Genomic DNA, 24929 nt, shown 5'->3' with positions numbered 1-24929 from the left:
AGTTGGCTCAGACCTTAAACTGTGGTGATATCCTCCTCTTTCTCAGCCAGGAGTTTATCAATCTTGTCGGTGTACTTGTCTGTCAGCCCTTGAATCTGATCTTGCAAGTCCCGAGACTCATCTTCAGAGATATCGCTGTTTTTCTCTTGTTTGCGCACCTCATCAATGGCATCCCGGCGAGCATTGCGGACGGAGACTTTGCCCTCTTCGGCGTACTTGGCGGCCAATTTAACAAACTCCTGACGGCGTTCACTGGTCAAGGGGGGAACATTGAGGCGAATCACCTTACCGTCATTGTTGGGCATCATGCCGAGATCTGACATACTGATGGCCTTTTCAATGGTGGCCAAACTGCCAGGGTCAAAGGGTTGAATCAGAATCGTGGTTGAATCGGGGGTGCTAATCCCGGCCAGACTCTTGAGAGGGGTAGGGCTATTGTAATAGTCCACCATCACGCGATCGAGAATCGCCGCGTTAGCGCGTCCAGTGCGAATGGAGTTAAACGCTCTGAGCGTCGCATCCACTGCATTCTTCATCCGTTCTTCAAGGTCAGGTAACATCACAGGAACCTCCTACTATTGTTCCAACAGGTTCGCCTGCCACGGCACGGCTGATGTTGCCGCGCTCAGACAGGTTAAACACTATGATAGGGATATTGTTCTCCTTACATAAGGCGATCGCCGTACTATCCATCACCCGCAGGTCGTGAGTGAGGACATGGCTATAGGTCAAACTCTTATAGAGGTGGGCATCGGCATCGCCGGTGGGATCGCGGTCATACACCCCATCTACCTTCGTGGCTTTGAAGATGACTTCCGCATCAATCTCAGCGGCCCGCAGGGCAGCGGTAGTATCTGTCGTAAAAAACGGGTTCCCAGAACCCGCACCAAAGACCACCACTCGTCCTTTTTCCAAATGTCGCATCGCTCGGCGACGGATATAGGGTTCTGCCACCTCCTGCATGGCGATCGCAGTCTGCACCCGAGTGGCTACCCCAATCTGTTCTAGGGCATCCTGTAGGGTCATCGCATTCATAACGGTGGCAATCATGCCAATGTAATCAGCATTGGCCCGATCCATACCGGCGGAGGAGGCTTTGACGCCACGAAAGATGTTACCTCCTCCAACCACGATCGCCACCTGGGTTCCTGAGGCAACCACATCGGCGACCTCTTGAGCAATCTCTTGAACCACGGCGGGGTCTATGCCATAGCCGAGGTTACCCATCAGGGCTTCACCACTGAGCTTGAGTAAAATCCGTTGGTATGCTTTTGCCATAGGTTTTAGATCCAGTCCCCTCCGTAAACCGCCTCCAACTATAACAGGCTTTTGCTCTGGCGCTAAGGGGGAAGAAGGCAAGAGGCAAGAGGCAAGAGGCAAGAGGCAAGAGGGGGGAGAACCCACCCCGCCCTGACGGGCACCCCTCCCGAGAGGGGAGAACCCACCCCGCCCTGACGGGCACCCCTCCCGAGAGGGGAGAACCCACCCCGCCCTGACGGGCACCCCTCCCGAGAGGGGAGAACCCACCCGCCCTGACGGGCACCCCTCCCGAGAGGGAGAACCCACCCCGCCCTGACGGGCACCCCTCCCGAGAGGGGAGAACCCACCCCGCCCTGACGGGCACCCCTCCCGAGAGGGGAGATGGGCAGGGATTTTGGGGTTAGGGGCTGCTGCTGCGCCAGATGATGGGACAGCCTTCGGCTTCGGTTTGGCTGGGGGTGATGGGGCGATCGCTGAGTAACGCCTCGATCGCCTCCTGTAAATACGGCTGCTTTACCCCGGCTTCTGATTCCACACAGTCATCAATTCTGCCCCTGTAGCATAATAGCCCACTTTTGTCAATTAAAAATACCTCTGGAGTGACCTGAGCCCCGAAACATTGGGCCACATCCTGAGTCACATCCCGCAAATAGGGAAAATTCAACGCAGCCTCGCGGGCCAGACTTTTCATTGATTCAAAGCTTTCTGAGGCGTTGGGGTTAATGGCCACCAACTTCACTTGGCGATCGCGAACGTCCTGTTGCAGGACCTTGAGGCGGTCAACATAGGTTTGAGAATGGGGACAGCCATTGGCAAAAAACACCACCACCACCGCACGATAATCATCCAAATACCGCGCCAAATGATGCACTGTTCCATTCGTACCAGGTAACTCAAAATCAGGGGCGTAAGCGCCTATCACTGTACCATTCATCACTATTGGTCATCCTCATTTTCGGACTTATCCAGTTGGGGGATTCTTGAGCCAGGCGGGTCAACCCAGATTAAAACTCAGCCCCATCAGCATAATATCCCAGGATTTTGTAGGTCAACTTGGCTGCCGTAAACTCTGAGACCACGCTATTGGGAATCGGGCAAAGCTCAACAACATCAGCACCAATGAGTTGATGTTGCTGGCTCAGACGCCGCAGAAAGCCGGTCAACTGATGCCAGTTTAACCCGCCCGGTTGAGGGGTTCCCACTCCCGGCAGTACACTGCTATCGAGTCCATCGAGATCTACCGTCAGAAATACCTTCTCTGTGGTGATGGCCCCGAGAGCGCGATCGCACCACTGGGGATCACCCACAATCTCATGGTCCCAAATCACGGGAATCTGCCGTTGTCGAATCAACTCGGCTTCCTGACGACACATACTTCTGAATCCCCACCGGCAGTGAAGGTAGGCCCATCTCCAAAATACGGTGCATCACACAGGCATGATTGTATTTTGATCCCTCATAGACATCCCGTAAATCCCCATGGGCATCAATTTGAACCACAGTAAAGGGTTCATCTCCATACACCTGACGATAGCCAGCAACAAGACCTGCCGTAATACTATGCTCTCCCCCAAGCGCCAAAACAAACTTACCCGCCGCTACCATCTCTGCCACAGTAGTTTGAGTATCCTGTAACATCTGTTCAGCGGTCACCGGGCCCTTCGGGTATCAGCAATGGGAGCATGGGTATGAATCCCCACCTCAAAACAGACCTCCCGTTGTAATTCCACATCATAGTATTCCAACTGATCCGAGGCATTGAGCAAAGCTGCCGGCCCATCCTGACAGCCTTGGCGGTACGTCGTCGTCGCCTCATAAGGAACTGGCAAAATCACCACCCTAGCGGCATCATACCCCACATCTACTTCTTCCCCAATAAACGCAACCATCTCACAATTCACGGTTACAGACATAATAGATAGTCAAAACTCAATACTCAACTCTCTCCCCTCTCGGGAGGGGTGCCCGTCAGGGCGGGGTGGGTTCTCCCCTCTCGGGAGGGGTGCCCGTCAGGGCGGGGTGGGTTCTCCCCTCTCGGGAGGGGTGCCCGTCAGGGCGGGGTGGGTTCTCCCCTCTCGGGAGGGGTGCCCGTCAGGGCGGGGTGGGTTCTCCCCGCAGGGGCCAGGGTGTGTTCCCCCAGCGAGCGGTGCGTTCCGGCAAGTTCAAATCGAACGCCCAAAGCCAACAACCCTTGCCAGCCGGAACACACCCTACCCTTCTTCCCCCCCTGTCTAAAGTTATCCTAATCTGTTGCCAATTTCCCCCAAACACCGTAGACTTCTGCGATACTAACCCTAACCTTCAGGCGCGTCCCACCTTCTACCCCTTAGAACCATGAGTTGCATCGTCCGACTTCGATGTCACTGAAGCGAATTGACTTGGATTTTATACCCGTTGTGTCTGTTCCCATACAACCCGATCGCCCCAATAGTTCACCCATGCCGGAACCGACTCCTGTGTTTGCCCTCAAAGCCTTGGTAGCTCGGTTACACCGTGAACAAAACAAAACCCAGGATTTACTAAGTTCCCTCGGGTTTGCCCTGCGTAGCTTTAATAACCTGAATCAGTTTTTAGAACTGATTCCCCTCGTCGCCAGCCGTGTCACCGATGCGGAGGGTGGCTCCTTAGTCTTATTTAAACCCGATGGACAAGTCCGATTACAACGACTCCACTGTCAAGAGGGCCAATCCTGCGTCAATCTTCGTAAAGCCATTGATGCGGTAATTCGTGATGATTCTCATCCCCTGCCTATTTCTCAGGATATCGATCGCCGCATCGCCGACTATCTTGGCCAAGGAATCCAACTCTACGGAACTCCCATTTCCATTCGTAATGAGGAGCGGGGGCGGCTATACGTGTTTAGCTATGATCCTCAATATACCTGGAACGAAGCTCGGCGCAAGCTCGTGCAACTCGTCGCGGATCAAACGGCTGTGGCCATTGTCAATGATGAACTGGCGGCGGAACTGCGACAAAAACAACGGCTCGATCGCGAGTTAGAAATTGGAGCTGAGATTCAGTTACGACTCCTCCCGAGTCAATGTCCGCGTATTGACGGGATTCAGCTAGCGGCCCGCTGTCAAACGGCTAATCGTGTCGGGGGCGATTATTACGACTTCATCCCCACCACCCATGACTTAGTGCGATCGCGTGGTTTCGACGCCAAACCCGCCCCAGAGGAGCCAATTCATAGCGAACACGGCCGTTGGGGCATCGCTATTGGTGATGTCATGGGGAAAGGGGTTCCGGCGGGGTTGATTATGACCCTAACTCGGGGAATGTTACGCTCAGAAGCTCTCAATCAGCATTCCCCCGCTCGGATTCTCAAGCATCTCAACCGGGCCATGTATGCTGATCTAGAAAATTCTCATCGTTTCGTAACATTATTCTACTCAGAATATAATCCTGAAACCCGTCAACTGGCCTACAGCAACGCCGCCCACACTCCTCCCCTCCTCTGGAAAGCCCAACGCCGGGAAATTCTCCGCCTCGATACCTGGGGGATGCTGGTGGGACTCGATGCGGAAACTGAATACGAAGAAGATAGTGTCATCCTAGAAGCGGGCGATACAATCCTGTACTATACAGACGGTTTCACTGAAGCTTCCAATCCCAAGGGCGATCGCTTCGATGAAGAAAACCTCATCGAGGCCTTCAAAACCGCTTGTAGCCGCCAAGCTGATCCCAACGATATTCTAAATGCCATGTTTGATGCCGTTTGGGACTTCATCGGTCCCCACAAGTCTAATGACGATGACATGACCCTCGTTGTCCTACAAAAACGTTAACCCCATTCTTCGTCGCCCATCCCCCCCCCCTTTTGCCTCTTCCCTCTTAACCTCTTCCCTTTTTTTACCATGAACCAGCCTAAAACTTGGAGTCAACGGTTTGAATCTGCCCTCGACCCCATTGTGGCCGAGTTTAACGCGAGTATTGGCTTTGACATTGAACTCATTGAATATGATTTAACAGGGTCTGTTGCTCATGCCAAAATGTTGGCAAAAGTGGGGATTATTTCCCCTGAAGAAGCAGAGACTCTCGTTTCGGGATTAGAGCAGATTCGTCAAGAATATCGTCAAGGGACATTTAACCCTGGAGTTGATGCCGAGGATGTTCACTTTGCGGTAGAGCGGCGACTAACTGAGTTAGTGGGAGATGCCGGAAAAAAACTGCACACGGCGCGATCGCGCAATGACCAAGTGGGAACCGATACCCGCCTCTATTTGCGTGATAAAATCCAAACTATTCGCCAAAACGTTCGGCAATTTCAGCGAGCTTTACTCAGGTTAGCTGAACAAAATGTGGAGACACCTATTCCTGGCTATACCCACCTTCAGCGTGCCCAGCCGCTGAGTTTGGCCCATCATCTATTAGCCTATTTCGAGATGTTTCAACGGGACTGGGAACGATTGGGAGAGGTATATGAACGGGTGAATATTTCTCCTTTGGGAAGTGGGGCCCTAGCTGGCACAACGTTTCCCATTGACCGCCATTATACGGCTGAACTGCTAGGATTTAAGCAGCCCTATCGCAACAGTCTCGATGGGGTGAGCGATCGCGACTTTGCCATTGAATTTGTCAATGCCGCCAGCTTGATTATGGTGCATCTGAGTCGTCTCTCAGAAGAGGTCATTCTTTGGGCGTCCCAGGAGTTTAACTTTATCCAACTCAAGGATAACTGCTCAACAGGCTCAAGTATTATGCCCCAGAAAAAGAACCCGGATGTTCCTGAATTAGTCCGAGGCAAAACTGGGCGTGTGTTTGGGCATCTTCAAGGACTATTAGTGTTGATGAAAGCTCTACCCCTTGCCTATAATAAGGACTTGCAGGAAGACAAAGAAGCCCTATTCGATACGGTGAAGACTGTTCAGGGTTGTTTACAGTCCATGACCGTCTTATTTGACAGTGGTTTAGAATTTCGCACAGAGCGGCTTCAAACTGCCGTTGCGGAAGATTTCTCCAATGCTACCGATGTGGCCGATTACCTTGCTGCCAAAGGAGTTCCCTTCCGGGAAGCTTATAATTTAGTTGGTAAGGTGGTGCGAACGTCACTCGCCGCCGGAAAGTTGCTGAAGGATTTAACTTTAGAGGAGTGGCAAGACCTACATCCCCAGTTTGAAGCAGACATTTACCAGGCGATCGCCCCCAAACAAGTTATTTCTGCCCGTAACAGTTACGGAGGAACGGGCTTTGAGCAAGTTCGTCAGGCCCTGAATACCGCTCAAACCCTCCTAGAAAATTAAGGGTGCCATGGCATCCCCGTTGTGGAGTTTGCTGTTTGCCTCATCTGCCTATTGCCGATAACTAACCCCTATGACATCCCCTGCTAACTCATCCTCCCTCACTGGAGAAATTCTAGTTGTGGATGATACTCCTGCTAACCTGACGCTGCTGCGGCAAATGCTCTCAGCGCGGGGTTATAATGTGCAGGTTTGTCGAACGGGAGAAGTGGCCATTAAATCCGCCACGCTGATGCAGCCAGATTTAATTTTGTTGGATATCCGAATGCCTGATTTAGATGGGTATGAGGTGTGTCGGTGGTTGAAAACTAACCCGGACACCGCTGAAATTCCCGTTATTTTCATCAGTGTTCTGGAAACCACCGACGAAAAAGTGGCGGCCTTTCAGGTTGGGGGGGCGGATTATGTGACCAAACCCTTTCAAGCTGAAGAAGTTATCGCCCGGGTTGAACATCAACTGTTAGTGCGGCGTCAAAAAGCTCAACTAGAACTAGAAATTCAAGAACGAGAACTCACGGAAATCAATCTCAAGACATCGCGATCGCTCCTAGCCTCAGTCCTCAATAGCACCCTCGACTGTGTCTCTGCCCTACACGCGATCCGAGACAACGAGGGTCATATCATTGATTTTGAATGGTTGCTAGCCAATGCAGTCGCTGCCAAAGCCGCCGAGGCAACCCCTGATGTCATTATCGGTCAACGACTCCTCAAATTTATGCCTCAATATGCCGATGTGGGGCTATTTGATGATCTTGTGCGGGTGGTAGAAACAGGAAAGATTCTCAACCGGGAACTCTGCTACCAATCCGATACCCTTTGTGGTTGGTTTCAGGCGATCGCCATAAAACTCGACGATGGGGTCACCTTAACCTTCCGAGACATCACAGCCCGTAAACAGATGGAACTGGCTTTAAAAGCCTCCAACGTGGAACTACAACAACAGGCCAACCTTGACGGACTCACCCAAGTTGCCAATCGTCGCCGCTTTGACGAGTATCTCCAGGAAACCTGGGACTATTGCCTCAAACACCAGCAGCCCCTGTCGTTGATTTTAGGAGATGTCGATCGCTTCAAGCTGTTTAACGATACCTATGGTCATCAAGCCGGCGATGTCTGTCTGCAAAAAGTGGCCCAAACCCTGCGAAGTTTAGTGCAATATCCCGATGACCTGGTGGCCCGCTATGGGGGAGAGGAATTCGCCATCATCCTACCGCAAACGGAAGCAGCGGGGTCAATTCGAGTGGCCCGTCGTCTGCGAGATGCCATCCGACAAATCATCCTCTATCCCGAAGCTGAGGGAGAACCCACCTCCGTCACCATCAGTTTAGGCGTCTCCAGTCTCACCCCCCTGGCCGGTTTAAGACCCGCCGCCTTAATCGAAGCGGCCGATCTCGCCCTCTACCGGGCAAAATCCGAAGGTCGCGATCGCGCCTGCTGGCAACTCGTCCGTTCCCTCACCTAACCCCCATCCCAATCATCCCTATTGCCTATTGCCTATTGCCTCTTCCCTTCTCCCCTACCGCAAACTCCGAGGGTCTAACGCATCCCGTAAACCATCCCCAATCAAATTAAAGGACAACACCGTCAACACCACCAATAGTGCCGGTGGCCAAATCAGCCAAGGTTGAAAGACCAAAATTGAAGCATTAGTCCCATTAGCGAGCAAATTACCCCAAGAGGGGTCTGGTTGTTGAATCCCTAAACCAATCAGACTCAACACCGACTCGGCCACAATGAAGCCGGGAATGGAAAGGGTGGCCGAAATAATCAAATAGGTGGCCGTTTGCGGCAAGACATGGCGAACGATGATATAGAGCGGCTTAGCCCCCATGGCCCGGGCCGCCTGAACAAACTCCTGTTCTTTAATAGACAAGACCTGTCCCCGAATCACCCGCGCCAAACCAGCCCAGCTAATAAAGGATATGATGGTGACAATCAGTAAGAATCGCTGGGCGCTACTCAAACCTGAGGGGAGAATGGCGGCTAAGGCAATCAACAGGTACAGACCAGGAATGGTCATCAGCACCTCAGTCAGCCGCATGATCACGGTATCTACAGCGCCCCCTACATACCCCGATATACCCCCCACTAGCATCCCAATGGGGAAGGAGATACAAATGCCCACTAAGCCGATAAATAAGCTCACCTGTCCCCCAAAAATGAGGCGACTGAGTTGATCGCGTCCCTGTTCGTCAGTTCCCAGAAGGTTTAACTGACCCGGGCCGACTGTGCCAAATAAATGGATGTTAGCTGGGATCAATCCCAAGAGTCGATAGGATGAACCTGAAACGAATAAACGGATGGGAGAGGGTTGAGAGCGGTCTACGATCAGTTCCCGTTTCCCCGTTTCTAGGTCAGTGGCCCCTTGTTGGACGGGATAGACATGAGGGCCGATGAATTCTCCGGCTTCGTCATGCCAGTGAATTGGTGTTGGAGGCAGGAGAGAGCCCTCTCGCTGAATATCATTGATGGGGTCATAGGGGGCAAAAAAACCCGCTCCAATGACCAGGATATAGAAGAGAATCAAAATGCTGGCGCCAAGGCGAGACAGCGGGTTTTGTTTAAAGGTGTGCCACCAGTTCATAGGTCGGGTCTAGTCTGAAGTTTCTTGAACACAGGGAGATTTAGATTTATTTACAATGATAAGCTAGCACCAGATCTCTGTTGATTGGTTTCCAACGTAAGTCTTGTCCCCCAGTTTGCTTTCCGTCTCTATTAAAGTACCTTGTACCTTGTGAATCTATTAAACCGTGAATCAACCTCAGCCCCCCATCAGCGCAATGTCAGACCTTGATGCGATTAGTGCCATTCTCTACTGTGTCCAAGACCAGTTTAGCGGACAGTTGACGATCTATTCTGCCTCTGTCCCCAATGAAGACTGGCGCCTTCATTATTACATGGGTCGCGTGATTTGGGCATCGGGAGGGGTTCATCCCCTACGACGTTGGCGACGGGCGATCGCCCGGACCTGTCCCGGTTTAGATTTGAGCGGTCTCAAGTTCCCTAACCCCAACAACGATCCCTTTTGGGAATATGACATCCTCTGCAACTTTCAGGATCAGCAGCAACTCAACCGTCAGCAATTCCAAAAAGTAGTTGTTGATTGTATTGTTGAAGTTTTATTTGATGTTTTGCAAAAATCTCAGGGTGAGGTGTTGGTCGGAAAACTCTGTGAGGGAACCCGTCGGCAAAAACCGCGAGTTGTTCTCAAAGGGGAAGCGCTTCTGAACTATGCTGAAAAACAGTGGCAACAGTGGTGTGAAGCTGATTTTGCCGCCCATTCTCCCAATCTTGCTCCGGTAATTGCCAATAACAGCTTATTAAAATCATCGTTATCGGACAAAGTTTATCGACGACTGAGCCTGTTGGTCAACTCCCATAACACCTTGCGCGATTTATCAGTGATTATTAAAAAGGATCTGATTGAGTTGACCGAGTCCTTAATGCCTCGGATCCAAAAAGGAGCTTTGGAGTTGGTGCGGGTTCCGGATCTCAATGGAACATTGACGCCCACTCAGCATTCGAGAGGATCGGTCACGACAGAGTTAAAGAAAACTGATCTTGCCCAAAAGCCAACGCCCGAAGCACCGTTGATTGCTTGTATTGATGATAGTTTGCAAAATTGTGAGCTGTTGGAACGGGTTCTCCAGGATGGGGGGTATAGTAGTTTTTTCATTCTCGACCCCTTACAGGCGATTCCTGAGTTGATTGCCCGCAAACCTGCGTTGATTTTCTTGGACTTAATTATGCCCGTGGTGAATGGTTATGAAGTCTGCGCCCAGATTCACCGGGTGGAACAGTTGAAAGATACGCCCGTGGTCTTTTTAACCAGTCAGGATGGGTTGATCGATCGCGTGCGGGCCAAATTGGTCAAGGCTTCGGGCTTTCTCTCCAAGCCGGTGGACCCGGATACCGTATTAGAGACGGTTGAACGGTTGGTCACGACGGCCAAATCATCGGGGGATACCTCATCGTCAAGGTGAACTGGCGGCGGCTAAGGCGGTGAGTAAACAGAGGAGGAGGGCTTCTGTCCATTCCACCACCGCCCCATAGGTGTCTCCGGTATGTCCTCCAAGCTGACGATTGAACCAAGCTGGGGTGAGAATGGCGATCGCACTCCCGCCAAAGGCCATTCCCACTCCCACCAGCCAGCGATCGCCCCCCAGCCAAAGTTGCAGGAGACTTAACCCCAATAGGGCGATCGCCCCGGGAATCAGGGCCACCGCTGACTCGATGGAGGCTTTATGAATGGCCCCCTTGCCACTGGCTTTAAGATAGGGATAACGAACAATGGCCACCACCTGTCCCCAGCGGCCCCAACCCGCGACCGCCATGAGGACCAGGGCGCGATCGCCCACTAATTCCGAAAGGGCCACGGTTTTCAGTAATAGAACCATCACCGCTGCCATGGTTCCAAACGCCCCTACCAAACTATCTTGCATGGCGGCTAAACGCTTCTGAGGGTCTGGAACCGCCAAACCATCGGCCGTATCAATGGCCCCATCTAGATGTAAGCCCCCCGTCAGGGCGATCGCCAAGCCCACAATTAAGGCACTGCGTGTTAATACAGGCATTCCCAATGCCCCGAAGCCCCAATCCACCAGGCCCAGCAGTCCACCTAAGAAAATTCCCACGAATGGGGCGAGTTTCGCGATGCCTTCAAACTCCAACGTCCAAGTTACGGGAATGGGTAAACAGGTATAAAAGGCAATAGCAGCGGCGATCGCATTCCGTTGGCGCCGCCAAAACCTCAAGTTAAGCCATAAAAATTGTCCCTTTGCCATAGTTTAATGAGAAGTTCAGTTATTTGACGGATTTGCGAACCCGAATATCTATGCCAAGATTGTATAGAGACCTTGTTGTGAGTTCGAGGGTCACCCAAGTCATCGATCACATTTCAGAGTGGGCGGTTTGTCCAGCGGTTTGTCCAGACGTAGCATTGAACTCAGTCCGTCAGGTCTGGAACCACCGGTATCCCGTAACCCTCCTAAGTCACTAACTGGGATGATAGAACTGCGATCCCGACCTATATCCATTGAATGGCTTAATGTATCTGTCTCACCAACAGTCACCCCACCCCACCCCCTTTAGTTCCATGCCTGAGCGTTCATCCGACCATCATATCCCTGCCCCGTGCATCATCGAAACCGGTATCCTTGTCAGCAAACGTGATATGTTGCGTTTGCTCGGAGACCTGACGCAGGTGCGCTATGTTGAACTTCTGAATGGCGAACCCCAGGCCCAAGGGGAAGCCTATCTCGTTGAAGTTTTTTCTGATTCTCATCAGGCGACAATTCTGGCTAATCATTCCCTGTATCTCAATGTGGCCAGTTTTGACTATTTGGAGTTAAAGCCTATGGGCCAATCGCGGACTCAGTTTGATTTAGTGCAAGATAATCGTCGTCTGCGGTTAGTTCCCCTCAACTCCCCTCTTGTGGGCCGTTCCAGTGACCCTCTCACGGATGAGTCCTTGGAGTCCATGTTGGTTCAGGTGATTTCCGCTAAACTCGATGCTCAAATTGATGACTTAGATGAGTGGGAAGGGGGCTAAACTGGCTCTCCCCATCAGATGAGAGCAGAGTTAACGCTCTAAAATTAGGGTCACAGGACCGTCGTTTTCAATGGAGACTTGCATCATCGCCCCAAATTCCCCAGTTTGAATCTCTAAGCCACTCTGACGTAGTTTCTCCACAAATTGGTTGTAGAGGGCTTCAGCGGCGGCGGGTGGGGCGGATTGGTCGAAGGAGGGACGGCGACCTTTGCGACAATCGCCATAGAGGGTGAATTGGCTAATGACTAATATCTCCCCCTCGATGTCTTCGATGGACTGTTCCCAGCGGCCGCTGGCCTCGTTGTCGGGGGGAAACAGTCGTAAACTGAGACATTTGCGAACCATCCAGTCCACTTCAGCCTCCCCGTCTGTCTTGGCAATTCCTACTAAGAGATTCAAGCCTCGTCCAATTTTGCCCACTTGGCGATCGCCCACTCTGACTTGAGATGAGCGAACTCGCTGAATAATAACCCGCATTGCCTCTGTTTCGTTCTTTAGACTGTTTTTGAACCGATGGGCATAGACAAGCGCTTAATGAGCCATCTATGCCCCGCTTCGGGAACATTTGTAAGCCTATAGCTTAAATCCTTTGTCTCCTTGAGTTCCTGGGGTGACCAGACAGTTGTTGAGTTGCTTCAGGAGGGTTTCGGAGTCTAGGTCTTGTCCGATAAAGACCAACTGGGTTTTCTTCTCATGCCTCCACTCGTCATCTTCGATGCTAAAGCGTTTGCCGCTGAGGTGGAAGATATGGCGATCGGGGCTTTCGTCAAACCAGAGAATCCCTTTGGCCCGGAAGATGTTTGCTGGAAGCTGGTTATCGAGAAAATACTGAAATTTACGGATACTGAAGGGGCGATCGCTCTGAAATGATACGGAGACAAACCCATCATTCTCTAGGTGATGGGAATGATCATGATCGTGATGGTCATGGTCGTGGTGGTCGTGATGATGGTGGTCATGGTCGTGATGGTCATGGTCGTGGTGGTCATGGTCATGACCCTCTGACTCTTGTTCAAAATAGCGATCCGACTCAAACAGACCCACACTTAAGAGGAGGGGAAGGGGAACAGACCCATGATTGGTCCGTAGGATGCGGGCATCTTTTTTAATATCCCGAATCCGCACTTCTAGGGCATCCACATCAGCCTCATCCACCAGGTCAATTTTATTGAGGATAATGGTGTCACCATAGGCCACTTGCCCATAGGCAGCTTCACTGTTAAACAGGTCTAGACTGAAGTTTTCGCAATCCACTAACGTAATAATGGAATCGAGACGGGTTAAATCTCGTAACTCCGTCCCTAAAAATGTCAGGGCAACGGGTAAGGGGTCTGCCAAGCCGGTGGTTTCCACAACGAGATAATCTACCTTCTCCTCCCGTTCCAGGACTTTATAGACCGCATTGAGGAGGTCATCGTTAATGGTGCAACAAATGCAGCCATTGGTGAGTTCCACCATATCATCATCCCCAGCAACGATGAGTTCATTGTCAATGCCAATTTCGCCAAACTCATTGACGAGAACAGCAGTTTTTAGACCCTCTTGATTGCTTAGGATATGATTGAGAAGGGTGGTTTTACCACTCCCGAGAAATCCTGTGATAATCGTCACGGGCAGTCCCAATTTCGGGGCTTCCATGGCAGTGTTTGCGTGATCAGCAGTTTGCATAACAGGTGATGGATGACAGATAAGCAATGAAACTTGCAGGTGGGGGAACGGCTTGAGGTCAATCTCTGAATCTGCCCCAAGCCTCGGCAACCCCAGAGGTGAGTTTATGTTCAGTTTAACTCAATTTCCCCGGGCATTTAAGCGGCTACCGAGGGGGCGATCGCCTCGTTTGAGGTTTGCGGTTCTATCTGGGCCACCCACTCCAGAAACTCCCGTTCAAAACTCACCTGGGCCCGATTGGTCCGTCCTCCCAGATAGAGGGTGTTTTCCTGTTGCAGAACCCAAATTTGGGAGTGGGAAGCATAGCTGAGGGCGGTACTGACCATCAACAGGGCAAAGCCGAGATAGACGAGGGGAATGCCCGGGTCGGACTTGATTTGTAACCCGGTGGCCCCGGTCATTTCCAGCAACGAGAGGGTAATGCCGTTAATCTCGATGGCATCACCAACTCGTAGAGAAGCCACCAGTTCACCGCTATTGTCATAGATGAGGGCCGTTCCCTGTAAATCTCGGGCCAGGAGGGAGACCCCTTCACTTAAGTCCGGTTTGGTGGGAATCCAGGTTCCCCAAATACGTCCATTTCCTCCGGTGTCCAGGGGTTCCATGGGCAATTGGAATACGGGACTGTTGTTTAGGCGGATGTTGATGCTGGCGATACTCCAATCAGTTTGATAGAAGACGACTCCGTTGTAGCGTAGGGGTTCGTTGACATAGATGGTTTTGCGATCGCGTTCCTGGCCCGTCTCATCAATCACGGACAAATCGGAGTAAAACTGGTCAATGGCCCCACTGGGGGTATAGTCAATCCAAAAGCGGTTGACTTTGAGAGACCAACCGCGAAAGCGATCGGGAGAGGACCAATCTCCAGCCTCGACAAAGTTGGTGACCTGGACGGTTTCCCCACTGGGAATCATCTCCTGGGCCACGACCCCCGTGACGGACCCGACAATGGCCCCCCCGAGAATCAGTAGCATACTGGCATGAACCACAATCGGGGCAATACGTCCGATGAGGCCCTTGCGGGCATAGAGACTGTCTCCATCCCGGAAGACCTGATAACGCCGTTGTTCTAAACTCTCTTGAACTTGGTCTAAGTTGGGACTGGGGTTAGCGGTGTCGTCTTCCCCAATGGGTAAGCTTCCCGCCAGGGCCAGTTTTTTAAACTGACGGGGTTTGCGGTAAAACGTCCAATTGCGGGCGGCTTTGAGGGCGGGAAGTTGGCGGGTGAAGGTACAGGCGGCCAAACTGGACCCAAACAGGACGAGTAGGGATAAAAACCACCAGGTTTTGTAGACATCGTTAAGTCCGACGCCGAGAATAACCTTCCAGGAGAGAAAGCCTAAGAGGGCGGGGTCTTCGGGATAGTTGGCTTGGTAAAAGTCTAGGGATTCATGTTGTTCGATGACGGTTCCGATCGCACTGGTGGTGGCGATGAGTAACAACAGAAGGATGGCCAGGCGTAGATTGGCCAAAATGGGTAAAATCTGGCGACGAAACCAACGTAGGGGAGAGGCGGATGCAAGTTCGGTCATGGGGGGGAGAGGTTAGACAGTCGGCAGCAAACGAAAGACCAGGGTAAAGACACCAAACCCTACTAATAAGACACCACTGGCGGGGGTAATCCAACTGGACCAACGCCGTAGGGATAATAATTTCTCTAAACTGGCGGCAAAGGTTCCGGCTAGAATTAGGGGGGCGACATATCCTATGGTATAGGCTAACAGGAGACTACTGCCGAGAAGGGGTTGGCCGGTACTGGAGACCCAGGCCAGGAGGGTGGCCAGGACGGGGGTACTGCATGGGGAGGCCACGAGGCCAAAGGTGACGCCTAAACCATAGGACCGCAAGCCATGGGGCCAACTCTCGGAAATCCAATCCATCCCATCGATGGAGGGGAGTTGGAGGGGGAGGGCTTCCAGGAGATTCAGGCCCATCAAAATGGCGATCGCCGCTACGAAAATCGGTAGGCCCTTGCCGATTTGCCCATAGACTCGTCCTAAGAGGGCGGCCCCTAATCCAAGCCCGGCTAGGGTGGTGGCCAGTCCTAAGGAAAACCAGAGGGATTGACGGGCCCCTTGACCGGGACTTTTGGATTCGTAGCCGCCAATATAGCCCAGGGTAATGGGCAGCATGGAGAGAGTACAGGGGGTTAAACTGGTCAACAGTCCCGCCAGGAGGACGACGACAACGGTGAAAAGATTGAGATGGGTCAGTTGGTCGCTAACGAGATGGTCGGCAAACTGTTGTAGGTCATAGAGAGGGGTCATGGTGATCTGTTCGGGAGGTCTTAACTTAAGTGTAAAAGCTTAAGTATCGAAGCCCAGCCATGAGACCCCTCTCAACCTCTCTAGTTGCGATTAGCCATTACTCACCTGTCCAATCAGCTGCATCACGTCATCGCGGCTGAGTTTGGGTTTGCCCAAGGCCAGGGTTTTGAGGGTTCCCTGGGCCAACACTAAGGGAATCCGGCAAAAGTCCAAGGCGGGGCCTTTGGGGAGACTCTGGGTATAGCGTTCGGCAAATTCCAGGTTGTGGCGGGCGTAGGCCTGCATTTGGCTGGCGGTCCAACCGTCGGGGAAGAAGTCCACGCCTCGGGCTTTGTCTTCTCGATGATTGCGGAGAATGTTGACCGTTTGCAGTCCACGGCCAAAGCCAATAGCGTCCATGCGATTGGTCTGGGTATTATCATACCAGGCCCAGAGGTCTGACAGGAGTAATCCCACGGCCCCGGCAACACTGAAGGTATAGCTATCCAGGTCGGCGACGGTGTTGACGGTCCAGTTGCGTTCAGCCCAGATGGCCATGCGATCGGCCATGGCCGCTGTGGCGTCCCAAATTCGGGGGGCGATGCTATCGGGGGCGAGTTTAGCCCAGTCATTCACCCGTAGGGTTACTTCCGGGAGGTCGTCGTAACAGTCCCCCCAGTCGGGGGTAAAGTGGTCGTTGTCCCCGGTTCCCGTTTGCAGGTGCAGGGAGAGCGATCGCAGTAAATGGGCTTTAGTGGCGTTTTCGAGAGAGGGATGGTCTTCAATCTCGTCAATGGCCCGCATACAGAGATAGGCAGATGTCACAGCTTCCTGAAGATTGCCAGGAAGCTGGACAATGGGGATATAAAAGGTGCGACTGGTCTGTTTTAAGACCTCTAGGGCGTCATAGTGCCAGTTCATCGGTTCAACTCCTCACATCAACTCGACCTATAGCATATCCTTCCGATTGCGATCGCAGGCATTTATCTTGGACAGCCACCAAACAGACACAGTCCGTCGGGTTAACGGCTAGGGGACGTCTCTAGGGAGTGGCCCGTGGTTTTCTCAACATAGTCGAGAACTTGTCGATAGGCCACAGGGTCACTCTGGGCCGTTAGGATTAAGGGCTGTTCCTGGGGATGCCAATAGATGGTTAGGCGACTCTGTTTGTAGAGTGAGAAACTACTCACTCGGTCAAGATCAAGGATATGAACCTCTTTTCCCCCCTGCTGGTGGATTCTGATCCAGTACGCCACGCGCAACGCCTCCTCTGGTCGGGCTATTCCCACTCTCTCTCGACATCTTTCTGACGTTACAACACTTGGGCCGCAGACTCTAGGGTCTCATCGAGTCCCTCGCTGCTGGGAGGGTCTGGGGTCAGTCTGCTGGTCAGGTTGAGGGCGGTTTTGATAAATCCTTCAAAGAGGGGATGGGGATGGTTGGGACGGGATTCAAATTCGGGGTGGAATTGGGTAGCGACAAAGAAAGGATGATTGGGCATCTCGATAATTTCTACGAGACGACCATCGGGGGAGGTCCCACTGATGCTGTAGCCGGTTTCTAGGAAGAGACTGCGATAGGCGTTGTTAAACTCGTAGCGGTGGCGATGGCGTTCGTAAACGACTTCTTGGTTGTAGCAGGCAAAGGTGTGGGTTCCTTCGGTGAGGCGGCAGGGATAGAGGCCCAGGCGCATGGTTCCCCCTAGGTCCACTACGTCTTCTTGTTCCGGGAGGAGACTGATGACGGGGTTGCTGGTGTTGGGGTCAAATTCGGAACTGTTGGCATCGCCGAGATGAGCCACATGGCGGGCCCATTCAATGACGGCACATTGCATTCCGAGACAGAGGCCGAGGAAGGGAATTTGCTGTTCTCGGGCATAGCGAATGGCGTTGATTTTGCCGTCAATGCCACGACTGCCGAAGCCGCCAGGGACAACGATGCCGGCGACGCCCTGGAGTTGGTCCCCTTGGGGAAATTGTTCCAGGTCTTCGGAGTTGACCCAGCGCAGTTTGAGTTGACTGCCACATTGGACGGCGGCGTGGTTGAGGGCTTCGACGACGGAGAGGTAGGCGTCGGAGAGTTGGATGTATTTGCCGACGATGGCGATTTCCAGTTCCCGTTTGGGGTTCTTCATGCGATTGATGAGGGTCCGCCAGCCGTCGAGGTCGGGGTCTCGTTGGTCGAGGTGGAGACAGTCGAGGACCGATTGGGCCAGGCCTTCTTGTTCCAGGACGAGGGGGACTTCATAGATGCTACCGGCGTCGGCGGCGGTGATGACGCGATGGACGGGAACATCGCAAAATTCCGAGAGTTTTTCTTTGAGACCTTCGGTGAGGGGACGTTCACAGCGACAGACGAGCATATCGGGTTGGATACCAATCGATCGCAGTTCTTTGACGGAATGCTGGGTGGGTTTGGTTTTCATTTCCCCGGCGGCCCGTAGCCAGGGCATGAGGGTGACATGGACGTACATGAGGTTTTCTCGGCCCACGTCTTTACGGAATTGCCGGATAGCTTCGAGGAAGGGTAGGGATTCGATGTCGCCGACGGTTCCGCCAATTTCGGCGATGACGATGTCGGGGTTGGTGTTGCGGGCGACACGACGAATGCGAGAACGGATTTCGCCGGTGATATGGGGGATGACTTGGACGGTTCCCCCTTCGTAGTCGCCCCGACGTTCTTTGTTGATGACGGATTGGTAGATGGACCCGGTGGTGACGCTGTTGAGGCGCGACATGGAGGTGTCGGTGAAGCGTTCGTAGTGGCCCAGGTCGAGGTCGGTTTCGGCCCCGTCTTGGGTGACGAAGACTTCTCCATGTTGGAAGGGACTCATGGTTCCCGGATCGACGTTAATATAGGGGTCGAGTTTGAGGATGGAGACGGAGTAGTTTCGGGATTTGAGTAAACGCCCTAAACTGGCGGCGACGATGCCTTTGCCAATACTGGACACAACGCCGCCGGTGATGAAGATAAATTTGGTCATGGAACTGGTGCGATCGGTAAACCCTGGGTTCATTCTGCCATAGTCGGGGAAGGGCCGGGATGGGCGATCGCCCTCGGGTTGCCCGGTCATGGGGGAGTTGGACTATCTTAAGAGATGTTGATGCTTCGCAAGATGGGCTATGGCGACTGGACAAACGACGTTATGGGACCGCTTTTTGGGGTCGATGCTGGACCCGCTGTTGGACCGGGAGGCGATGAAACGCCAGTTTGAACGGATTGATTGGCAGATGGAGGCGGACCGCTTTCGGCGACCGGGGTGGGTCTATCCTGAGTATTATCGCTCTCAGAATTTTCATGGCATTGAGGGGGGCTATCTTAATGCGGGGGCGGCGGTGTCTTATGATCCGATTACTCAGTATGTGTTGCCCCCCAATGAGGGTTGGGTCCGGGAGGGGGTGATTGAGGCGGTGCGATCGCAACCCCGCCGGATTCTGGATTTAGGCTGTGGAACGGGGTCGACGACGTTGTTGTTAAAGCGTCGCTTTCCTGAGGCGAAGGTGGTGGGGTTGGATTTGTCTCCTTATATGTTGGTGATGGCCCGGCATAAGGCCACGGGGGAGGGGTTACAGATTGATTGGCGACAGGGAATGGCGGAGGACACGGGATTGGAGGAGAACAGTTTTGATTTGATTTCTCTGTCGTTACTGTTCCATGAAACCCCGCCAGCGGTGAGTCAGGAGATTTTGCGGGAATGTTTCCGCTTGCTGCGAGTGGGTGGGGAGGTAGTGGTTCTTGATGGCAATCAGGCCAGTTTACGGCAAACCCCCTGGTTGATGGAGGTGTTTGAGGAACCCTATATTGCTGAGTATGCCCAGGAGGATGTGGGGGACTGGATGCGGCAGGCGGGATTCGCTACTGTAGAAACACGGACGCATTGGTGGATTCATCAGGTGACCCGGGGAGTAAAGCCGATACCCGGCCAAGAGTGGATTGAGGAGGAGTCGGTGTCGGAGGGGATGGTGTTTGCTTGAGAAGGGGGAGGAGGGGGAACCACAGAGGCACAAAGGACACAGAGAAAGAGAGGAGGTAGGATGCGTTCCGGCATCAGTTAAGGTATTGACCTCAAACCATCGATTTCAACTTGCCGGAACGCATCACTTAGCCAGTAGGCTACGTCGGATTTTTCCCGGTGTTAATGTTGAGCAAGGGTATAGAAAGTATGGTATTAAAAGCGGTTATTTTTGATTTTAATGGCATCATTATTGATGATGAGGCAATTCATCTGGAGTTGATTGCTGAATTGCTGTTGTCAGAGAATTTACGACCCGATAAAGAGGAGATTCAGGAAGTTTGTTTGGGCCGGAGCGATCGCGCTGGGTTACAGGCGTTATGGGAGCGTCAGGGACGGGTATTAACTCCTCAGGCGTTGCAGGAGTTGATGGAACGCAAGTCTCAGGCCTATCGTCAACGGATTCAGGGGTTAGAAACGTTGCCGATTTATCCGGGGTTAGTTGATTTTATCCTCAAGTTACGGCTGGATCATCTCAAGTTAGCCCTGGTGAGTGGGGCGTTGCGGCAAGAGGTGGAGACGGTGTTGGACCAGATTGAATTATTGTCTCAGTTTCCCGTTCGCGTAACGGGGGATGATACGGTGACGAGTAAACCAGACCCGGAGGGCTATTTGTTGGCGGTGCAGCAGTTGAATGGGTTTTATCCTGAGTTGGAGTTGCAGCCGCAGGACTGTTTGGCCATTGAAGATAGTCCGGCGGGGATTGAGGCGGCCCGGCGGGCGGGAATGCAGGTGCTGGGGGTGGCGAATACCTATCCAGTGCATATGTTACAGCGACAGGTGGATTGGGTAGTGGATGAGTTAGGAGAGTTGGAGTTGGACCGGGTGCAGGCGGCGTTTGACCCCAGCCCCACTGCACCTCCTTCAGGGTCTTGACATTGAAAGAAAAGTATGCTAGCTTCAATAATTACGATTCGGGGAATTAGCTCAGCTGGTAGAGCGCTGCGATCGCACCGCAGAGGTCAGGGGTTCGAATCCCCTATTCTCCATTGAGTCTGCGGCGCTACCATCGACAGCGGTTTGATGGGGACTAGCAGACGATCGCATCCCCATTCACATCTTCACATCGAGGCTCTTCCACCGTAACCACCCCTCCTAACACCAGTACCCACACCAACAGCAGTGACAACCAAGTCCGCATCAAGGTATCTCCCGTTTGTATTGCGTTCTACTATAAGAACGCCAATTTTTGGGAAATTTATGACTCTGACGCGAACGACAGATTTTTTTCTGGCGACCCTAAATCCGCTCTCCCCGAATAATGGTCCTTAACGGTTCAGTATCATTCGAGCCAGATTGTGCCAATAGGCCTCATCCCGATGACGCACATCTGTCGTATCGAGACAGGACTGCCACAAGGGGAGGGCTTCCTCCTCTAACCCCTCCTCTGTTAACATTGCCCCATAGAAACAATAGGCTAGGGGAACCTCATGAGACGACTCTAACACGGCATCGAGGTGCTGATAGGCCTGAGCCCGTTGTCCCTGTTGCCATAAGCCCCAGGCCAGAGTTGTTCGCATCTCTTCTATGCCTAAACTCCCGTGTTGTTTCAAGATAGATAAGCCTTTTTCAGTTAAGGCCACGGCAAAATCGATGTTCTCTCCCTGCCGCAGCAGCATCTGGGCCTGACGACGATAGGCCTGAGGCAGTCCCCGGCGGCTGGCGGCCCCGTACCACTGCAAGGCTACCTCATCATCTCCCACCTGTTCATGCAGATGACCCAACATATAGAGTGTTGCCCGTCGTCCAGGATCAACTTTGAGGGTCAGATTCCAGAGGTCTTCAGCTTGGTCATAGCGATGGTCTCGATATAAGGTAATCCCCTGTTGATGTAGCCAGCCTCCCAATGAGGCTCGTCCCCAAACGGTCATGGCGATCGCGATCCCCCCCACTAACCCGCTCAATCTCCGCCGTTGCAAGCGTTGAACGAGCCAGCGCCGCAAGTCCCTGAACCCCTGAGACTCAAGGGGCCATTGGGGGGCGATCGCATCGGGATGTTGGACAACCACTGGCAGCCAACTGGCACAGGGAAAGCGATCTTCAATCCCCTGTAACCGTTCCCGGGCCTCCCGAACTGCCAAATGGAAGGGAACCCCTTGAGACAACAGCTCCAGAAACTGTTTCAGAAAAAGCTGGGCCACCCGATCAGGAACCGCCTCCCGCATGACAATCATCTGGGGAATGGCACAGTCATCTAAGGCCGTCGTTAAGCCCAAACCATCACAGGAATTAAAAATCGCCAATCTCAACCCCCGTTGAATCGCCTTCGACAGACCATATTGCAACTCATCCAGGCTCAACTGTTCCTCAGCATTGAGATACAGACAGCCGCGCTGGCCCTGGGTCTCACTGTGGCCGGCAAAAAAGAGAATGTCCCAAGGTCTCTCCCAAAGGCGATCGCTAATCATCTGACGACTCGGCGCTACCAAAAACGTGACCTCAGCCCCCCGTAACCCCTCCAAGAAGCGGCGATCGCCCGCCACATCAATCCCCTCATCGCTGCCCAAAATCGCCAAAATCCGCAACCTCCCAGGACCTTGCCCAGGGGGACTCGGCGGTTGACTTCCCGTTACCGGGGAAAACATCACCTCCGTTTTGCCATAACGGCGGTAAAACTCCCACAAATGCCAAGGAAGTTGTCGCACCCCCTCACTCTCACTGGCGATGGCTAAACGAATCTCATCCTCAAGACTCAACACCTCCCGCAGACGGTGATCAATTGCCTGGAACCCCTCCCCCGTCAGCCAACGCTGAAAGGCAAGTCCTAACTGGGCTGCCGAAGTTTTACAAGCATCCATCGCATGGCCCATCCCTATCAACTTGGGCTTAATGCGAGCCGTCTGAGAGCGTGTGAAGGTTCGATAATGGTCTTGCCAATGCGATCGCACCCGTTCAGCCAACTCCGGACTGGCCGGTAACGTCCCCTTCACCCGCAACTGAGGACGCACCCCCACCTCGCCCACTTCCAAAATCACCTCAAAGCCGCGAGTCTCTAAATCCCCAATCAGATGTAACACCACTAATTTGGTCATAACCGCCAACCAACAACTCCCCCCCTGATTCTCCCATATCCGTTGCTATTGCCTATTGCCTATTGCCTCTTGCCTATTGCCTATTGCCTCTTCCCCACATCAATCACCCCAGCCATCAACTTCCAACAGGGGGCATCTCCCTGCCAATCCGGGGGAACCCAGGGCATCCCCAAACTCACCGTCACCAGACAATGGGGACTGGGTTCATAGCCCCAATCCAGGCGTTTCACCAACTCAGGATCTGTAATTCGTCCCTCCAATCGCCGTCCCCCCGTAGTGACCAACTCCCCCTTCCATTGCTGACCCCCCTGTTGACGGACTCTGACCAAACTCGTCATCAACTCTTGCGTCTCCACTAACTGCAACGTTCGTCGTTGCTCAAACGGCAAAAATTGAAGCTGGGGAATCGTCACATAGGCTCGTCTATTATGCAAAATCTCAGTTTCATTTTGACAGTAGGGCAAGACTGCCTCTACAGTCACTGCCCCCAACTTTCGCCAAGTTCCCGGCAAAATTCGTCGATTCTCCGACGCAAAGCCAAAATCCGGTCCTGTATCATCCAAAGGAATTTCCCAAACCTCTAGGAGTTTAATCGCCTCCACATCCACCGAACCGACTCGCTTGGGAATGCGACCATCTTCTAAGTCAGAAACCGGTCGAATCCATTGCCCTGTTTCCGGATTAATCCCCGCTAGACATCGTCCTTTATGTTTCCAAGAGTTCGCAAGGCAAATGAGTGTTGTCATAGCCATATAAGCCCAACTGTGTTACATCTTCAAAGATGCTGAATGTCAACATTTCCCCACTGTTGATTAAGATATTCAGCAACCAAACGTCGATGACAATGATTGGGGCTGGCTTCACTACAGAGGAAACAGGCTCCATCAATGAGATCGGGAGAAACTTTGTCTTCAATCTTACGTTGACGAATTAACTCTAAAAACTGTACTTCGTACTGTTGCCAATCCCCTTTATTTTTCTTGTATTCATCAACAATTTCTTTGGTGGGCGCTAAATCCAGGAGATGGATATAGTCAATATCACAAATTGTTTTTAAGAAGTATTCTAAATCTGCTTTTTTGGCAAACCCTGCCAGTTGAGAGACATTGTTTAAACGAATGTCTAGAAGTCGTTTAACTCCTGCATTTTGCAGAGATTCAAAGAAGGTTTTAGCACCTTTTTTGGTAAAGCCAATGGTAAAGAGTTGAATTGAATCGTTCATTCTTACTTAAGAGATACGGTTGAATGATGACTAAATGATACAATTGCCCCCGGCTCACGTCTCAACATAGGCAATTTCCTCTCCCTGACGTTCATAGGCTTGAGCTAAACACTCCTCCCGACTGGGAAGCGTCTCTTCGGGAGTCGTGAACAGAGACAGTTGCACTACCGGTATCGGCTGACTGGTGACGGCCTGAAATCCTTGTTTAATCAGGAGTCGTTCTTCGAGCTGATGCTGAGATTCTAACTCGCCGCTTTGGAGGATATGATGGATCGTAATCTCAGGATTGAGCAGTTGAGCCTGACGACAGACCAGAATCGCGCGATGACAGGTGAGAGGGTCTTTCTCAGCGCACATGACTGCAATACGATGGCGCTGCAATCCCCTCACCAGTCGCTCCAGTCCCTGTTGAAACTCCTCCGTGGCTGCAATTTTGTCATACCGAGCCTTATTCCCCACATAACAGGCTAAATTGCTCGGTTTTGCCCCAAGTTCTTTTCCTAAAAAGACATAGTGAATTCCCACCTTTGCTAAGGACGACTTCAGCGACTCCTGATTGAAGTGGGGTAAAAAACGGCTATAGGGAGACGATCGCACATCAGCCAAGGCAGTAATCTGATGCTGTTGGAGAAGACCTAAAAAGACCTCAATTTGGGAGTTGGAATGTCCAATGCTGAAAAGTTCCATGGCTCGTCCGA

Annotated in this window: 26 protein-coding genes and 1 tRNA gene; 8 read left to right on the top strand and 19 right to left on the bottom strand. The window is 52.5% G+C overall.

What is annotated here, in order from left to right; genetic code table 11:
* Positions 1-14 precede the first annotated feature (14 nt).
* The 6 genes from frr to NEA10_RS21135 all read right to left on the bottom strand — a co-directional run bounded on the left by frr (position 15) and on the right by NEA10_RS21135 (position 3173).
* The gene (frr, locus tag NEA10_RS17255; RefSeq protein WP_374111790.1) at positions 15-560 is read right to left on the bottom strand and encodes a ribosome recycling factor; all 546 of its coding nucleotides are present in this window, start codon (positions 558-560) and stop codon (positions 15-17) included.
* Positions 550-1278, bottom strand: a complete 729-nt coding sequence (gene pyrH, locus NEA10_RS17250; RefSeq protein ID WP_252662585.1) for a UMP kinase — start codon at positions 1276-1278, stop codon at positions 550-552. The genes frr and pyrH overlap by 11 nt, the downstream gene beginning before the upstream one ends.
* 382 nt (positions 1279-1660) lie before the next feature.
* Complete coding sequence (locus NEA10_RS17245) at positions 1661-2194, bottom strand: thioredoxin family protein (RefSeq protein WP_252662584.1); 534 nt, start codon at positions 2192-2194, stop codon at positions 1661-1663.
* 70 nt (positions 2195-2264) lie between these two features.
* On the bottom strand, positions 2265-2633 hold the full coding sequence (locus NEA10_RS21145) for an arginase family protein (RefSeq protein ID WP_374111789.1): 369 nt from the start codon (positions 2631-2633) through the stop codon (positions 2265-2267).
* Entirely contained in the window at positions 2572-2913 is a 342-nt protein-coding gene (locus NEA10_RS21140; RefSeq protein WP_374111788.1) for an arginase family protein, read from the bottom strand. The genes NEA10_RS21145 and NEA10_RS21140 overlap by 62 nt, the downstream gene beginning before the upstream one ends.
* Complete coding sequence (locus NEA10_RS21135) at positions 2910-3173, bottom strand: arginase family protein (RefSeq protein WP_374111787.1); 264 nt, start codon at positions 3171-3173, stop codon at positions 2910-2912. The genes NEA10_RS21140 and NEA10_RS21135 overlap by 4 nt, the downstream gene beginning before the upstream one ends.
* A 474-nt stretch (positions 3174-3647) precedes the next feature.
* Here NEA10_RS21135 and NEA10_RS17235 point away from each other — a divergent pair, with 474 nt between their 5' ends.
* From NEA10_RS17235 to NEA10_RS17225, 3 genes are all read left to right on the top strand, one after another.
* Positions 3648-5048, top strand: a complete 1401-nt coding sequence (locus tag NEA10_RS17235; protein WP_374111912.1) for a PP2C family protein-serine/threonine phosphatase — start codon at positions 3648-3650, stop codon at positions 5046-5048.
* A 69-nt stretch (positions 5049-5117) separates the two neighbouring features.
* Complete coding sequence (gene argH / locus NEA10_RS17230; protein ID WP_252662583.1) at positions 5118-6503, top strand: argininosuccinate lyase; 1386 nt, start codon at positions 5118-5120, stop codon at positions 6501-6503.
* A gap of 70 nt (positions 6504-6573) precedes the next feature.
* Complete coding sequence (locus NEA10_RS17225) at positions 6574-7962, top strand: diguanylate cyclase (protein ID WP_252662582.1); 1389 nt, start codon at positions 6574-6576, stop codon at positions 7960-7962.
* A 54-nt stretch (positions 7963-8016) separates the two neighbouring features.
* Here NEA10_RS17225 and NEA10_RS17220 read toward each other — a convergent pair whose 3' ends face one another.
* Positions 8017-9084: an ABC transporter permease gene (locus NEA10_RS17220; protein WP_252662581.1), complete on the bottom strand. Its 1068-nt coding sequence runs from the start codon at positions 9082-9084 to the stop codon at positions 8017-8019.
* A gap of 196 nt (positions 9085-9280) precedes the next feature.
* Between NEA10_RS17220 and NEA10_RS17215 the strand changes: the two genes are divergently transcribed.
* A complete protein-coding gene (locus NEA10_RS17215; protein WP_252662580.1) occupies positions 9281-10483 on the top strand; it encodes a response regulator in 1203 nt (400 codons plus the stop codon).
* On the opposite strand, the gene cobS is transcribed toward NEA10_RS17215, so the two are convergent.
* A complete protein-coding gene (cobS, locus tag NEA10_RS17210; RefSeq protein ID WP_252662579.1) occupies positions 10475-11284 on the bottom strand; it encodes an adenosylcobinamide-GDP ribazoletransferase in 810 nt (269 codons plus the stop codon). The two genes, NEA10_RS17215 and cobS, sit on opposite strands and share 9 nt — an antisense overlap.
* A 311-nt stretch (positions 11285-11595) precedes the next feature.
* Between cobS and NEA10_RS17205 the strand changes: the two genes are divergently transcribed.
* Positions 11596-12051, top strand: coding sequence for a hypothetical protein (locus tag NEA10_RS17205; protein WP_252662578.1), 456 nt, complete (start codon positions 11596-11598; stop codon positions 12049-12051).
* Between the two features lie 30 nt (positions 12052-12081).
* Here the strand turns inward: NEA10_RS17205 and dtd are convergent, their stop codons facing one another.
* The 7 genes from dtd to pyrG all read right to left on the bottom strand — a co-directional run bounded on the left by dtd (position 12082) and on the right by pyrG (position 18948).
* Entirely contained in the window at positions 12082-12528 is a 447-nt protein-coding gene (gene dtd, locus NEA10_RS17200) for a D-aminoacyl-tRNA deacylase (protein ID WP_252662577.1), read from the bottom strand.
* A 96-nt stretch (positions 12529-12624) separates the two neighbouring features.
* Positions 12625-13719: a CobW family GTP-binding protein gene (locus NEA10_RS17195; RefSeq protein ID WP_374111786.1), complete on the bottom strand. Its 1095-nt coding sequence runs from the start codon at positions 13717-13719 to the stop codon at positions 12625-12627.
* A 137-nt stretch (positions 13720-13856) separates the two neighbouring features.
* Positions 13857-15251, bottom strand: coding sequence for a cytochrome c biogenesis protein (locus NEA10_RS17190; protein WP_252662575.1), 1395 nt, complete (start codon positions 15249-15251; stop codon positions 13857-13859).
* 12 nt (positions 15252-15263) lie between these two features.
* Positions 15264-15986 (bottom strand): cytochrome c biogenesis protein CcdA, encoded by a 723-nt coding sequence (locus NEA10_RS17185; protein ID WP_252662574.1) that lies wholly within the window; start codon positions 15984-15986, stop codon positions 15264-15266.
* Between the two features lie 90 nt (positions 15987-16076).
* On the bottom strand, positions 16077-16886 hold the full coding sequence (locus NEA10_RS17180; protein ID WP_252662573.1) for a squalene/phytoene synthase family protein: 810 nt from the start codon (positions 16884-16886) through the stop codon (positions 16077-16079).
* A gap of 101 nt (positions 16887-16987) precedes the next feature.
* Positions 16988-17155, bottom strand: a complete 168-nt coding sequence (locus NEA10_RS17175) for a hypothetical protein (protein WP_252662572.1) — start codon at positions 17153-17155, stop codon at positions 16988-16990.
* 122 nt (positions 17156-17277) lie between these two features.
* Positions 17278-18948 (bottom strand): CTP synthase, encoded by a 1671-nt coding sequence (pyrG, locus tag NEA10_RS17170; protein WP_252665394.1) that lies wholly within the window; start codon positions 18946-18948, stop codon positions 17278-17280.
* A 139-nt stretch (positions 18949-19087) separates the two neighbouring features.
* Here pyrG and NEA10_RS17165 point away from each other — a divergent pair, with 139 nt between their 5' ends.
* The 3 genes from NEA10_RS17165 to NEA10_RS17155 all read left to right on the top strand — a co-directional run bounded on the left by NEA10_RS17165 (position 19088) and on the right by NEA10_RS17155 (position 20966).
* On the top strand, positions 19088-19939 hold the full coding sequence (locus NEA10_RS17165; RefSeq protein ID WP_252662571.1) for a class I SAM-dependent methyltransferase: 852 nt from the start codon (positions 19088-19090) through the stop codon (positions 19937-19939).
* Positions 19940-20127: 188 nt separating this feature from the next.
* A complete protein-coding gene (locus NEA10_RS17160) occupies positions 20128-20853 on the top strand; it encodes an HAD family hydrolase (RefSeq protein WP_252662570.1) in 726 nt (241 codons plus the stop codon).
* Between the two features lie 40 nt (positions 20854-20893).
* Positions 20894-20966 (top strand) — tRNA-Ala (locus tag NEA10_RS17155).
* A gap of 279 nt (positions 20967-21245) precedes the next feature.
* Here NEA10_RS17155 and NEA10_RS17150 read toward each other — a convergent pair.
* The 4 genes from NEA10_RS17150 to NEA10_RS17135 form a co-directional block, all read right to left on the bottom strand.
* Complete coding sequence (locus NEA10_RS17150) at positions 21246-23009, bottom strand: CHAT domain-containing tetratricopeptide repeat protein (protein ID WP_252662569.1); 1764 nt, start codon at positions 23007-23009, stop codon at positions 21246-21248.
* A gap of 80 nt (positions 23010-23089) precedes the next feature.
* On the bottom strand, positions 23090-23755 hold the full coding sequence (locus NEA10_RS17145) for a dual OB domain-containing protein (RefSeq protein WP_252662568.1): 666 nt from the start codon (positions 23753-23755) through the stop codon (positions 23090-23092).
* A 29-nt stretch (positions 23756-23784) separates the two neighbouring features.
* Positions 23785-24231, bottom strand: a complete 447-nt coding sequence (locus NEA10_RS17140; protein WP_252662567.1) for a DUF488 domain-containing protein — start codon at positions 24229-24231, stop codon at positions 23785-23787.
* A 54-nt stretch (positions 24232-24285) separates the two neighbouring features.
* On the bottom strand, positions 24286-24918 hold the full coding sequence (locus NEA10_RS17135; protein WP_252662566.1) for a DUF488 domain-containing protein: 633 nt from the start codon (positions 24916-24918) through the stop codon (positions 24286-24288).
* Between the last annotated feature and the right edge of the window lie 11 nt (positions 24919-24929).

The organism is Phormidium yuhuli AB48 (assembly GCF_023983615.1).
GTDB classification, from domain to species: Bacteria; Cyanobacteriota; Cyanobacteriia; order Cyanobacteriales; family Geitlerinemataceae; genus Sodalinema; species Sodalinema yuhuli.
This window is presented reverse-complemented; position numbering and strand designations above follow the sequence as displayed.